Raw genomic sequence first — 13,805 nt, 5'->3', positions numbered from 1 at the left:
ATTTTTTATCTATTTATTAATTCTTCTATGAAGCTATTTTCAATTTCTGTGAAATCTGAAAAGATGTAATCTGCTTCATGTAATACGTGTTTTTCACCAATACCAATTGAAATCATATTTGCAGTATTAGCAGCTTGTACTCCTGCTACAGAATCTTCAAACACAATACAATCTTCTGGTTTCATGTTTAAATGCTGTGCTGCTATTAAAAACACCTCTGGATCTGGTTTAGCTTTGCTAACATCGTTACCATCTACAATAGCATCAAACTTTGAAAGCAAGTTGACTTTTTCTAAAATTGGTCGTGCGTTTTTACTTGCAGAACCTAAAGAAATTGGCTGTTTTTGAGCGATTAAATACTCTAAAATCTTTGGGACATCTGGTAAGATTTCTTCATCAGTCATTTTTGCAATGAAGCTTAAATACTCTTCATTTTTTTTACCCATTAATGAGGCGAATAATTCTTCTGAAATAGTTTTATTTCCCCATTCTAATATTTTTTCTAATGATTTTACGCGGCTAACACCTTTAAGTTGTTCGTTTTGCTCGTGTGTAAAATCTATATCTATACTTTTTGCAAGGTTTTGCCAAGCTAAAAAGTGATATTTTGCAGTGTCTACAATGACACCATCTAAATCGAATATGAATCCTTTTTTATTCATCTTTTAAATTTCTTCTGCTTGGTACGTAATTGCGTTTTTATTTGTAATTAATAAGTTGCAAAGTCCTGCAATTATTAAACTTATTCCTGCAACAGTCATTGCATTTATGGCGTCTTCGCCTAATAGTCCTGAGATAAAATTAATACCTCCAAGTGCTGCTATAATTTGTGGAATTACAATAAACATATTGAAGATTCCCATAATCACACCCATTTTTTTTGGATCTACAGAACTGGATAACATAGCATAAGGCATAGATAAAATACTTCCCCAAGCAAAACCAATAAGTATAAAACAATACTTTAAGTGCTCTGGTGAAGCATAATTCATTAACAAAAATCCTATACCACCTAACATTAGTGATACCATATGCACTAGTTTTCTGTTAATGCGTCTTTTTGCTGTATACAATACTAATAGTAAAGCAAAAGCCATAGACGATAATCCATAAATACCCATTGCTGAACCTACTAAATTTGATGATTTTTGAAAGGCTGTATTTTGCATATCAAATGCAGCTTTTTGTACTGTATCTGCCATATTAAAAGCACTTTCTATTGGAGCTGGTGTATTAAATACATGCTCTGTAAGTGCTGGATTAGCTAAACTCCACATAGTAAAAAAGGCAAACCAAGAAAAGAATTGGATCACTCCTAATTTTTTCATGGTTAATGGCATATTGCCAATGTTATTTAAAATGTCTGGAATGAAGTTATTTTTTTTGGCTTTCTCGCGCTCAAACTCTTCCATATCTTCTGGAGGATATTCTGTTGTAGTAAAAACAGTGTAAAGGATACTCGCTAAAAACACAAATGCACCAATGGCAAATGCTATTTTAACTGAATCTGGAATAACACCTAATCCTGCAGAATCACTGACACCTAACTCTGATACTAACCAAGGTAAATTACTAGCAACCCAAGTACCAATACCTATAATTAAAGTCTGAACGACAAAACCATAAGACCGTTGTGAATCTGGTAATTTATCTGCAACCAAAGCTCTAAAGGGTTCCATAGACACGTTTATAGATGCATCTAGAATCCATAAAAATCCTGCTGCTACCCATAGTGCTGGAGAAAATGGTACAAAAAATAATGCTAGCGAACTTAAGACTGCTCCAATAAGAAAAAACGGTCTACGTCTTCCCCATTTAATACTCCAAGTACGATCACTCATGTAACCAATTATTGGCTGAACCAATAAACCAGTTAAAGGTGCTGCGATCCATAATAATGGAATCTCATCTTTACTTGCTCCTAATGTTTGAAATATTCGAGACATAAAGCCTCCTTGTAATGCAAAACCAAATTGGATTCCTAAGAAACCGAAACTCATGTTCCAAATTTCCCAAAAACCAAGCGTGCGTTTTTTCATAATAGTATTTTATTAGTTGATACTATTTGATAAGCGAAAAAACCTATCAAAACTATATTACCTGAGAAGTAAAAATATAAGTTTTGAATGCTGTAAAGATATAAAAGTTTTTAAATGGTCAAGGTTATTTTTTTATTTTGTTGAATTTCGTTCTATTAATTCGGTTTCAATAATTACAGTTTCGTAAACATCTTCTTCGTCTTCGCGCTCCAAATTATTAATCAATAATTCGGCTGCTTTCTCTCCTATTTTTTGTCCATGCTGACTTACCGTAGTTAGCGAAGGCACAGCGTGCTTAGACAAAACGCCATCTGTAAAACCAATGATTTGAATATCTTCTGGAATTTTTAAATCTAACTTTCTAGCAACCTTCATTGCTGTTAAAGCATAGAGTTCATTAACAGCAAAAATGCCATCTAATTTTTTACTATTTTTAAATAAAACTTCTATTTCTTTTTCTAAAGAATCTAGGTGATCTTCTGATAATAACTGGTCATCAACCTTTAAAATTAGGTTAGATTTTGGATTTATTTTATGGTCTTCTAGTGCTTCTAAATAACCTTGCGTTCTTAACCTACCTACACTAACATAGTCTTTAGTTGTAATAATTGCAATATTTTTACAACCATTATCAATTAGTTTTCTTACTGCCTTTTTAGCACCTAAAAAATCGTCTACAATTACTTTATCGCAATTAATTTCGTTAACTACCCTATCGAACATAACAATAGGCATTCCTTGATTAATGGTTTCTGTAAAATGATGATAATCTTGCTGTTGTAGTGTTTCTTTAGCAATAGATAAAATAAAACCATCAATACTACCATTAGCTAACATTTCCATGTTAATGACTTCTTTTGAAAAAGACTCATTAGATAACCCAACAATAACATTGTAACCTCTTTTATTTGCCACTGCTTCAATACCACTAATAACCTTGGAGAAAAAATGATGTACAATTTCTGGAATAATTATTCCTATAGTTTTAGTCTTTCTATTTTTTAAACTTAGCGCTATATTATTTGGCCTATAATTATAAAACTTAGCAAAAGCTTGCACTTTTTGGCGTGTATCTTCACTAATTTCTATACTATTTCTTAATGCTTTAGAAACTGTTGATATAGAGACATCTAATTCTCTAGCAATTTGTTTTAATGTTATCTTTTTTTTCATAAATACAACTATGTCTGAAATTAATGTTTTAGGATTTAATAAAAATAGTAGGTTAAAAATATCTAATTAATCTAATTCCTACTAATTTAATATCGATATGTGGCAATTTATATAGTGTTTTTATAAAATTCGCAAAAAGTTGTCAACACGAAAACGTTTGCGTTGCTTTATATACGTGGCCTGACAAATATTTAACATAAAATTTACATAGATTTATCATCGAGAAGTAAAAATATACATTTAAAATTTAAACTAATTTAATATTATTGTATGAAAACAATTTTTAAAAGGCTTCTATTAGCTTTACTGTTTATACCTACGGTTTTACTTGCACAAAGTACAATTACTGGAACAGTTACAGAACAAGCTTCAGCCATTCCCATACCAAATGTAAATGTTGTTATAAAAAATACAACAAAAGGTACAACGACTGATTTTGATGGTAAATATTCCATTGAAATAAACAAAGGAGATATACTCGTTTTTTCTTACATAGGCTATTCTAGTACAGAAGTAACATACAATAACCAATCTCAAATTAATGCAGCTTTATTAGAAGATAGCTCATTATTAGAAGAAATAGTGATTATTGGTTATGGAGGAGTTAAAAAAGAAGATTTAACGGGTACAACAGACTTATTAACAAGCGAAGACTTTAATAAAGGACCAATTGTATCTGCACAATCACTTATTAGTGGTAAAGTTGCAGGTGTAAATGTAACCTCTGGTAGTGGAGCTCCAGGAGATGGGCAAAGTATAAACATACGTGGCGCAGGATCTTTATCTTTAACAACACAACCTTTATTTGTAGTGGATGGAATTCCATTAGACAATGGTGGTGTTGGAGGATCAAGAAACCCATTAAACTTTATTAACCCAAATGATATAGAAACATTTGTAGTTTTAAAAGATGCATCTTCTACTGCTATTTATGGTTCTAGAGGAGCAAATGGTGTGATTTTAATTACTACAAAAAAAGGAAAAAACAAGGACTTTAAATTTAGTATAAGTTCACAAACTACTGTTTACAGTCCTGCTGATGAAATTGAAGTTTTATCTTCAAACCAATTTAGATCCTTAATAAACGAAGTAGGTTCACCTGCGGAAATAGCTTTATTAGGTAATGCTAATACTAATTGGCAAGAAGAAATATACAGAACGGCATTTGGGCAAGACCATAACTTTAGTGCTTTAGGTAGTGCATATGGCATTCCAATGAGAGCTTCAATTGGTTATTCGGAACATGAAGGTGTATTAAAGACCGATAATTTAAAACGTACTACAGGTTCTTTAAGTTTAACACCTAGTTTATTAGACGACCATTTAAATGTTGAATTAAATGCAAGAGCAATGTATACTGAAAACACTTTTGCAGATAGAGGTGCAATTGGTAGTGCTGTAAGTTTTGACCCAACTCAATCAATATACGATCCTAGTTCTCAATACGCAGGCTATTTTGCTTGGTTAGACTCAGGAACAGGAAACCAAAACAACCTAGCTCCAAGTAATCCTTTAGCTTTATTAGATTTAAAAGACGATACTGCTGAAGTTAGAAGATTTGTAGGAAATGCTAAATTAGACTATAAAATACATGGTTTTGAAAACTTAACAGCTACCGTTAACGTAGGTTTTGACACTTCAAACAGTCATGGAAGAACAATTACTTCAGAATTTATTCCAACTTCAGATCCAACATTTAATGGAGCAAGAACAAATTATATTCAGAATTCTGACAATAAAATTTTTGACGCTTACCTTACCTATAAAAAATCTTTTAAAGATGTCCATAATTTAACTGTTGCAGCAGGTCATGCTTATCAATCTTTTGAATACGACAACTATAGTTATGATAGTGAAGCTGAAGAAGATGGTAATCAATTTGAATTTATTGATAAATCTAAAAGCGTTTTATTATCTTATTTTAGTAGAGCAAATTACGATTACGATGGTAAATACTATTTAACTGCTTCTGTAAGAGCAGATGCATCTTCAAAATTAAATCCAGACGACCGTTGGGGAATCTTTCCTTCTGTAGCTGCTGCATGGAGTATACATAAAGAAGATTTTATGCAAGAATCATTCTTTAACGAATTAAAATTACGTGTAGGTTATGGTGAAGTAGGAAACATTAATGGTTTAGGAGACTACCAATTTTTAACAAGATACCAAGGAAGTACAGATACAGCAAACTATCAATTTGGTAATAGCTTTTATCAAACTTATAGACCAGAACCTATTAATAAAGACTTACGTTGGGAAATTGGAAGAACCTTTAATATTGGTTTAGATTATGCATTTCTTAATAGACGCGTTTCAGGTTCTATAAATGCTTACAAAAAAGAAACAAACGATCTTATTGCTAGTTCGTTAGTAGATCCTTTTACAAACTTTGGTAATAGAATTAATGCAAACATTGGTAACATGGAAAACAAAGGTTTAGAATTTAACTTAAACCTAATACCTTTTAAAACTGATGATTTTGAATGGTCTGTTAATTACAATATTGCTTTAAATGATAATGAAATTACTAAATTATCTGTAGACCAGCCACAAGGTGGCATTTCAACAGGTGTTGGTAACAACGTTCAAGTACACAGAGAAGGAGAATCTGCAAACAGTTTTTATGTTTATGAGCAAGTTTATAGCGCATCAGGAGCACCATTAGAAGGCGTATTTGTAGATAGAAATGGAGATGATATTATAAATGAAGATGATAAGTATATTAAAGAAGATCCGTTTGGAGATATACTAATGGGTTTTAATACCAATGTAAGTTATAAAGATTGGGATTTCTCTTTACAATCTAGAGCTAGCTTAGGTAACTATATGTATAACGACGTTGAAGCTAGTGGAGGTATTTTAGCAAATGCAACTAACAATAGTATTCTGTCTAATATTCATTCAGATTATTATAATAGTGGTTTTACTGTAATTAACGATAGAACAGCATTAAGTGATCACTTTGTGCAAGAAGCATCTTTCTTTAAAATAGATAATATCACTATTGGTTATACTTTAAATAAAGTAAAAAACACAACATTTAGATTCTACGGATCTTTACAAAACGTGTTAACGATAACAGATTACGAAGGCTTAGATCCAGAAATAAATTTAGGAATAGATAATAATTTTTATCCAAGACCTAGATCATTTGTCATGGGAGTAAACATTGATTTTTAATTAATAAAAGAAAAATGAAAAAAGAACTTAAACATTTAATGGTAATCATGGCATTGTCTATAGGACTAGTATCTTGTCATGAAGACCTAGATCAATTACCAATTGATCCAGACAGTTTTACTGAGCAAGACGTTTTTGCAAACGCAACAGAAGCACAAGGCGCTTTAGCCAAATTATATGCCAGTTTAGCATTAACAGGGCAACAAGGACCATCTGGGCAGGCAGATATTGCAGATATAGACGAAGGTTTTTCGCAATATTCTAGAATGTTATTTAATTTAAATGAATTAACAACAGACCACGCAGTTGTTGGTTGGGGAGACGCAGGTTTGCCAGATTTACACGGTCAATATTGGTCTGGAAGTAACGATTTTACCGAAGCGATGTATTTTAGGTTAGCACAAGAGGTCTCTTTCTGTAATTCATTTATAGAAAACGCTAGTGCATTAGCAGATCCTGAAGTGCAATATTTTATTGCCGAAGCTCGTTTTTTAAGAGCATTTGCATACTATAACCTTATAGATTTATATGGTAATGTTCCTTTAGTAACATCTGTTTCTACAGACTTACCACAGCAAGCTTCAAGAATAGAGTTATTTAACTTTGTTGAGACAGAGCTATTAGAAATCCAAAACAGCTTAAAACCTAGTGGAGCTAATGCATATGGAAGAGTAGACGAAGTTGCAGCTTGGGCTTTATTATCTAAATTATATTTAAATGCTCAAGTTTGGACAGGAACAGCACGTTATACAGATTGTGTTACCTACTCAAACAATGTTATAAACTCTACATATTCTATTAATACAAATGATGCTAATGGAAACGGAACTGCATATGACGAATTATTCCTTGCAGATAATGATACCAATGGCGCTCAAAACGAGTTTATTTTTGCCTTAAATTTCGATGGTCTTAGATCTCAAACCTATGGTGGTTCTACATTTTTAGTACATGCTGCTATTGGTGGTTCTATGGATGCTACAGAGTTTGGTGTAAATGGTGGCTGGGCAGGCATAAGAACGACTAAAAGTTTAGTAGAGAAATTTCCAGAATTAAGCCTTAACGACTTAAATGTTGCTTCAGGTACACAATCAGATTGGGGAATTGTAGGAGATGGAACACCAAATGGATGGGGAGGACCAGATACAGAAATGTACGAAACAAGTACAAACCAATTTACATTATATACAACACTTACAGATGGCTTTTTAAAATTCAGATTTAATGAAGATTGGGGAAACAACTATGGTGATGATTTAGCAGATGGCTCATTAGAAGCTGGTGGAGAAAATATTGCTGTTACCGCTGGTACGTATCAAATTACTTTAAATTTAGATGCACTTACCTACTCTATCACTCCTTTTACTCCTACTAGCGATCAACGTGCAATGTTTTATGCAGATGGTCAGAATTTAGAAATTGAAGATATTTCAGAATTTACCGAAGGATATGCAGTTACAAAATTTAAAAACATAGATAGTAATGGTAACCAAGGTGTTGATGCTGCAGGTGATTTTGTAGACACAGATCTTCCATTAATTCGTTTAGCTGAAATTTACTTAAACTATGCTGAAGCTACTGTAAGAGGTGGTGCCGGTGGTGATTTAAGTTTCGCAACTACAAAAATTAATGAATTAATAGAAAGAGGAACTGGTGGAACTAGTGCTAACGTTTCTAGTGGAGATGTTACCCTAGATTTTATCCTTGACGAAAGATCAAAAGAATTGTATTGGGAAGGACAAAGACGTACAGATTTAATACGTTATAATTACTTTACTACAAATTCTTACTTATGGCCTTATAAAGGAAATGATCCTCTTGGAACTTCGGTAGCAGATTATAGAAACTTATTTCCTTTACCTACAAGTATTATAACAGTTAACCCTAACCTTTCTCAAAATGAAGGGTATTAATAACTATTAAAATGAAAAATATAATATATAAATCAATCCTTTCATTGTTTATTACAACACTTTTTGTGAGTTGTGATGATACTGAAATAACAGAAATAAACAGCAACGGAGTTCCAGAAATAACGCTTTCAGAAAACACAGTAGTTTTAACCGAAGCCAATTCTGAACTTGATGCACTTACAGTAACCTGGACAGATCCAGATTATGGTTTTGATGCAGCACCAATGTCTTATAAGATATTAATAGATACTATAGATGGTGATTTTTCGTCTCCAGAAAGTGCTACAGCAAATACACCTTTTCAAAAGGTTTTTACCGCTCAACAATTAAATGCACTTTTAATTGCATTAGAGCTAGCGCCTAACGAAGAAGCGCAAGTAAAAGTTAAAATTGAAGTTGTGTTAAGTACCGTTAATAGTATTTATTCTGAAGCAGTAAATTTAACAGTAACACCTTATCCTGCCCTGTCTGATATAAGTACTACTTGGGGCATTGTAGGTAGCGCAACACCTAATGCTTGGGATGGACTAGATGTTCCTTTTTACAAAACAGATATAGAAGATGTTTTTGCTACTTATGTACATTTAATCGATGGTGAAATTAAGTTTAGAGAAAATAACGATTGGACTGTTAATTATGGAGACACAGGAGTCGATGGTACTTTAGAAGGTGGCGGAGATAATATAGTTGTAACAGCAGGTACTTACTACATTACAATGGATTTAAACAATCTTACCTATACTCTTCAACCTTCAACCGAAGATATTTGGGGACTAGTTGGTGATGCCACTCCTAATGCTTGGGATGGACCAGATTGGCCATTCTATCCAGCAGGTAATGATGTTTATGTAACCTATGTAAACTTAATCAATGGTCAAATAAAATTTAGACTTAATAATGATTGGGGAGTAAATTACGGAGATACTGGAGTCGATGGTACTTTAGAATCAGGTGGTGATAACATAGATATTACTGTAGAAGGTATATATAAAATTACTATGGATTTGTTTAATCAAACCTACACATTAGAGTTAATTCCTTAAACAAATATTCTTATTGAAATAAAAAAAAAGCCTATTTATAATTAACAACTAGATAGGCTTTTTTGTTTCATAATTTATAAAACTTATTTCACGCTAAAAAAATATAAAAATGAAGAAAATACTATCTTTAGTCTTATTTCTAAGTGTCTTAAACACCTATGCTCAAATATCTTGGCAAGGAGGAACAGCACCAGAAGAAACAGACGCTGCTACTCTACTATTCGATAAAACAGGAACTGGTCTAGACTCCTATACCGGAACTATTTATGCACATACAGGAGTTACCATAGATGACGGTGCAGACTGGCAAAACGTTATTGGTAGTTGGGGAAACAATACTACACAACCAGCTTTAACTCTAGTCTCTGGAAACATATATAAACTAGATTTAACATCTACAATTAGAGATTTTTACAACTATAGTAATGCTGGCTCAATAACCGCTATTAATATTGTATTACGTAGTGCCGATGGCAGCCAACAAAGTACAGATTTACAAATAGCTGTAGGTTCGTTTCAAGTCACCATTATAAATCCAAGTCCTACAAATAGTACCGTAGTAATAGACTCTGGAAGTGGAACACAAATACTAGCTCAAAACACAAGCGGAAATGCTACTTACCAATTAAACGCAAACGGAATACCTATTAATACGGCAACAACTAATTTCTATAGTTATTTCTTTTCTAATATTACTGAAAATCAAAATTGCGAATTAATAGTAACGCAAGGAAGCACATCGGTTACAAAATATTTTAACATATTAGTAAACAATACACAAAGTCAAGCTTTACCTAGTGGTTTAGAAAACGGAATTAACTATACCAGTAATACAACGGCAACTCTTGTATTAGAAGCCCCAAATAAAGATTTTGTTTATGTAGCAGGTAGTTTTAACAACTGGAATCCAGACGCTACTTACGCCATGAAAAAAGATACCTCATCAGATAAATTTTGGTTAGAACTTACAGGTTTAACGCCTAACCAAATTGAAACGTATCAATATTGGGTTGTAGACCAATCGCCTATTGCAAATTCGCCTACAATGGTTAAAACCGCCGATCCATTTTCAACATTAGTACTTTCTCCTTACGACGATCCTTATATTCCTGCCACTACATATCCAAACCTACCTACCTATCCTGTAGGACAAGAACGTGAAGTAACCGTTTTACAAACAGGGCAAACAGATTATCCATGGGTAGTTACAAACTTCGATAAGCCTAAAAAAGAAGATTTAGTAATTTACGAGGTTTTAATTAGAGATTTTGATGCCGATAGAAACTTTCAAGACCTAATAGACAAAATAGATTATTTTAAAAATCTTAATGTTAACGCTATTCAGTTAATGCCAATAATGGAATTTGAAGGCAATGAGAGTTGGGGATATAACACCTCTTTTCACATGGCTTTAGATAAGTTTTACGGTACAGAAGCTAAATTAAAAGAGTTAATAGATTTATGTCATCAAAATAACATCGCCGTTATTTTAGACGTGGCACTAAACCATGCTTTTGGAAGAAATCCAATGAACAGAATGTGGATGAGTGATGCCGATGGTGATGGTTGGGGAGAACCAAGTACAGAGAACCCATATTTTAATACAACTGCAATGCACAGTTATAATGTTGGTTCAGATTTTAATCACCAATCTACACTCACACAGTATTATGTTGAACGCGTTGTTAAACATTGGGTAGAAGAATTTAAAATAGACGGATTACGTTGGGATTTAACAAAAGGTTTTACTCAAAATGCAGAAGGCAGCGATGCAAATACAAATGCTTATCAAGCAGATCGTGTTGCAATTCTTAAACAATATGCAGACTACTCATGGAACTTAGATCCAACGCATTATGTAATTTTCGAACATTTAGGCTTTGGTGGTAGTGCTACCGAAGAAATCGAATGGGCAAATTACAGACTTAATGAAAGTGTTTCAAAAGGAATTATGCTTTGGGGAAAATTAACAGATCCTTATAACCAATTAACAATGGGCTATAATTCAGATAACAATATTGAAGCAATGGGACATGTAAATAGAGGTTATAATGCGCCTAGATTAGTTGGCTATGCCGAAAGTCATGACGAAGAACGTTTAATGTACAAAAACCTTCAGTTTGGTAATGCTACTAATTCTTCTCATGATGTAACAAATTTAAATACAGCTTTATCAAGAATGTCTGCATTAGGTGCAGTAAGCTTAACTATTCCTGGTCCAAAAATGATTTGGCATTTGGGAGAGCTAGGTATGGAAAACTCAATATTTACATGTAATAACGGCACTGTAAACGATACTAGCGGTACAGATGGCGATTGTAAATTAGATACAAAACCTCAACCACAATGGACAGATAATTGGGAAGCAGATGCTAACAGAAATCAAATTTATAACGATTGGTCAAGGATAAATGACTTAAAAATAAACGAAGCTGTTTTTGAAGGTAATTATACTATAAACCAATCGGATAATAGTATCACTCCTAAAATATACATTTGGGATGATGCCTTACCTTCTACTCAACTTAAAAATGTAGTTATATTGGCAAATTTTGATGTTAATGCTCAAGACGTCGTTCCTAACTTTCCTTACACTGGTGCATGGCACGATTTAATGGATGTTACAGGAAACACCATTATTAACGTTACAAATACTTCTAGTACTATTACTATTCCTGCTGGAGGATTTAAAATCTTTGGAAATAAAGAGTCGACACTTTCTGTTAGTAATTTTGAAGCTTTTTTAAACGCTACGGTGTATCCAAATCCAGCTTCAAACTCTTTTCAGGTAAACACACCATTAGATAAAGTATTAGTTTACGATATTACAGGAAAACTGGTTAAAACATTCGAAGGCAGTTTTGATTCGAAATATAAATTTGACATCTCTAGTTTCTCTCAAGGTTTATATCTATTAAGATTAAGCAACCTCAACCAAACAGTTTCTAAACGCTTAATTATTAACTAAAACCTTTAAATGTTATTCATTAAAAAGGGTCTCTACATAATAAATGCAGAGCAAAATAATGGAACAACTTTTTTCCACTAAACTTTTAAAGTTGTAAAAAATAAGCTCTGAAACATTATTATGAGAATTTAAAAGCACTTCATTTTTTTGAAGTGCTTTTTTTGTTTTAGACCGTTATAAAATTGATAAAAGAAATACAAAAAACTTACTGTACTGGGAAGTGAAGAGTCGTTTACTATTGGAAACACTAAAAAAAAGCCCTTATAAATAAGAGCTTTAGTTTTAAAATTATAAAATAGTTTAAGATACTTTAATGGGTTCTTTTTGCTTCAATGTATTCAAAATAAAATAAGCTACAATAGCTGCTGTCACTAATGCTGGAATTATAACTACTAAAATAGAATCACTATCGATATCTAAGAATAAAAAAGCCATAACAACAATTAATATTTCTGTTGCAAACCAAGACACAACTGTTGCTATTATCCATTTCTTAGGTTCTATTCCTTTCTCTTCTGCAACTTTTCTAATTTGTTTTATAAAGTAACCTAAAGCTAATATTTCTAACATTGTTTCATTTTTTTTATAAATATAATAATACTTATTACAATTGAAAATTTCATTTTAATTAACTACTTCTTGTTGTAAACCTACTCTAAAACAACGCTCCTCACCTAAATATAATGGATTCCCGTGTTTCTCAGACCAAAAACCATCTAGAATATCTTTAGTAATACATTTATACACTACAACGCCTTTGTAAATAGTATCATCATCGCCTTTGTAATTAAAATTAATAACCAAAATGTTATCCTTAAAGAAACCTGTTCCTAATTGCTCTTGGTTATTGTTAATGGTCCACTTAGCGTTAATCCTATTGTTTTCGTCTAGCGTTAACTCTAGTGTGCCTTTGTAGGCTACTCCTGCTTCGTCTTGGTTGCTTCCTGTTATGTTGTAGATTCCTGGTAGTTGGGTTATTTGCATTTTGGATGTTAATTACAATGTATGTTTTTATATTAAGAATTAACAAAGCTATTTATACGTTATTACAATAACTAAATTTATAGTGATAATTTAATCCAATAGAAAATCTAAAACATTATTCCATTTTAAAAATGTATCAGTACCAAAATGAATATGTTGTCCTTCAAATTTATCTACGCCATGATTTTTAGTATCATCAATAATATAATCTCCTTTTACTAAGTTTTTATGATGTGTTAATATCAATCTTTTATTAGCTTCCAAACCCAAGTGCTTTTCAACCCATAAGCGTTTTTCCATCCAACAATGCGGATTACTCCAAACTGGTGTTGATACAATGTAGCAATCATACTTAGCGCTCAAAGCTTTAAAAGTATTTACAGCGCCTTCCATTGGTTTATTATTCAAGAAAAAACCTTCTTTATTTTTATTTTCGCTAAAAGGTCCGTCTCCTAATTCTACTAAAACACCATTCATGTCTATTAATACTATCTTTTTCATACTA

The 13,805-nt window shown here is 32.3% G+C and carries 10 protein-coding genes; 4 read left to right on the top strand and 6 right to left on the bottom strand.

What is annotated here, in order from left to right:
* Positions 1-5: 5 nt before the first annotated feature.
* The 3 genes from pgmB to Q0935_RS11485 all read right to left on the bottom strand — a co-directional run bounded on the left by pgmB (position 6) and on the right by Q0935_RS11485 (position 3,212).
* Positions 6-662: a beta-phosphoglucomutase gene (pgmB, locus tag Q0935_RS11495; protein WP_299253842.1), complete on the bottom strand. Its 657-nt coding sequence runs from the start codon at positions 660-662 to the stop codon at positions 6-8.
* Between the two features lie 3 nt (positions 663-665).
* Entirely contained in the window at positions 666-2,039 is a 1,374-nt protein-coding gene (locus Q0935_RS11490) for an MFS transporter (RefSeq protein WP_299386036.1), read from the bottom strand.
* A gap of 132 nt (positions 2,040-2,171) precedes the next feature.
* On the bottom strand, positions 2,172-3,212 hold the full coding sequence (locus tag Q0935_RS11485; RefSeq protein ID WP_299386034.1) for a LacI family DNA-binding transcriptional regulator: 1,041 nt from the start codon (positions 3,210-3,212) through the stop codon (positions 2,172-2,174).
* 270 nt (positions 3,213-3,482) lie between these two features.
* Between Q0935_RS11485 and Q0935_RS11480 the strand changes: the two genes are divergently transcribed.
* The 4 genes from Q0935_RS11480 to Q0935_RS11465 all read left to right on the top strand — a co-directional run bounded on the left by Q0935_RS11480 (position 3,483) and on the right by Q0935_RS11465 (position 12,316).
* Complete coding sequence (locus Q0935_RS11480; RefSeq protein ID WP_299386032.1) at positions 3,483-6,392, top strand: TonB-dependent receptor; 2,910 nt, start codon at positions 3,483-3,485, stop codon at positions 6,390-6,392.
* A 14-nt stretch (positions 6,393-6,406) separates the two neighbouring features.
* Positions 6,407-8,305: a RagB/SusD family nutrient uptake outer membrane protein gene (locus tag Q0935_RS11475; RefSeq protein WP_299386029.1), complete on the top strand. Its 1,899-nt coding sequence runs from the start codon at positions 6,407-6,409 to the stop codon at positions 8,303-8,305.
* Between the two features lie 11 nt (positions 8,306-8,316).
* Entirely contained in the window at positions 8,317-9,348 is a 1,032-nt protein-coding gene (locus Q0935_RS11470) for a SusE domain-containing protein (RefSeq protein ID WP_299386028.1), read from the top strand.
* A gap of 109 nt (positions 9,349-9,457) precedes the next feature.
* Complete coding sequence (locus Q0935_RS11465; RefSeq protein ID WP_299386025.1) at positions 9,458-12,316, top strand: alpha-amylase family glycosyl hydrolase; 2,859 nt, start codon at positions 9,458-9,460, stop codon at positions 12,314-12,316.
* Positions 12,317-12,616: 300 nt separating this feature from the next.
* On the opposite strand, the gene Q0935_RS11460 is transcribed toward Q0935_RS11465, so the two are convergent.
* The 3 genes from Q0935_RS11460 to Q0935_RS11450 all read right to left on the bottom strand — a co-directional run bounded on the left by Q0935_RS11460 (position 12,617) and on the right by Q0935_RS11450 (position 13,801).
* Positions 12,617-12,886 carry a hypothetical protein gene (locus tag Q0935_RS11460; protein WP_299253819.1) on the bottom strand — a complete coding sequence of 90 codons (270 nt, stop codon included), beginning with the start codon at positions 12,884-12,886 and terminating at the stop codon, positions 12,617-12,619.
* Between the two features lie 54 nt (positions 12,887-12,940).
* Complete coding sequence (locus Q0935_RS11455; protein ID WP_299386023.1) at positions 12,941-13,300, bottom strand: hypothetical protein; 360 nt, start codon at positions 13,298-13,300, stop codon at positions 12,941-12,943.
* A gap of 90 nt (positions 13,301-13,390) precedes the next feature.
* Positions 13,391-13,801 carry a hypothetical protein gene (locus Q0935_RS11450; RefSeq protein WP_299386020.1) on the bottom strand — a complete coding sequence of 137 codons (411 nt, stop codon included), beginning with the start codon at positions 13,799-13,801 and terminating at the stop codon, positions 13,391-13,393.
* Positions 13,802-13,805: the final 4 nt, after the last annotated feature.

This window comes from uncultured Lacinutrix sp. (assembly GCF_947500605.1).
Lineage (GTDB): Bacteria > Bacteroidota > Bacteroidia > Flavobacteriales > Flavobacteriaceae > Lacinutrix.
The sequence above is the reverse complement of the archived record's forward strand: the minus strand, read 5'-3'. Positions and strand labels throughout refer to the sequence as shown.

Excerpts from the sequence above, each read along its gene's own strand:
- pgmB (WP_299253842.1), bottom strand. The coding sequence starts at position 662 with ATGAATAAAAAAGGATTCATATTCGATTTAGATGGTGTCATTGTAGAC.
- Q0935_RS11490 (WP_299386036.1), bottom strand. The coding sequence starts at position 2,039 with ATGAAAAAACGCACGCTTGGTTTTTGGGAAATTTGGAACATGAGTTTC.
- Q0935_RS11485 (WP_299386034.1), bottom strand. The coding sequence starts at position 3,212 with ATGAAAAAAAAGATAACATTAAAACAAATTGCTAGAGAATTAGATGTC.
- Q0935_RS11480 (WP_299386032.1), top strand. The coding sequence starts at position 3,483 with ATGAAAACAATTTTTAAAAGGCTTCTATTAGCTTTACTGTTTATACCT.
- Q0935_RS11475 (WP_299386029.1), top strand. The coding sequence starts at position 6,407 with ATGAAAAAAGAACTTAAACATTTAATGGTAATCATGGCATTGTCTATA.
- Q0935_RS11470 (WP_299386028.1), top strand. The coding sequence starts at position 8,317 with ATGAAAAATATAATATATAAATCAATCCTTTCATTGTTTATTACAACA.
- Q0935_RS11465 (WP_299386025.1), top strand. The coding sequence starts at position 9,458 with ATGAAGAAAATACTATCTTTAGTCTTATTTCTAAGTGTCTTAAACACC.
- Q0935_RS11460 (WP_299253819.1), bottom strand. The coding sequence starts at position 12,886 with ATGTTAGAAATATTAGCTTTAGGTTACTTTATAAAACAAATTAGAAAA.
- Q0935_RS11455 (WP_299386023.1), bottom strand. The coding sequence starts at position 13,300 with ATGCAAATAACCCAACTACCAGGAATCTACAACATAACAGGAAGCAAC.
- Q0935_RS11450 (WP_299386020.1), bottom strand. The coding sequence starts at position 13,801 with ATGAAAAAGATAGTATTAATAGACATGAATGGTGTTTTAGTAGAATTA.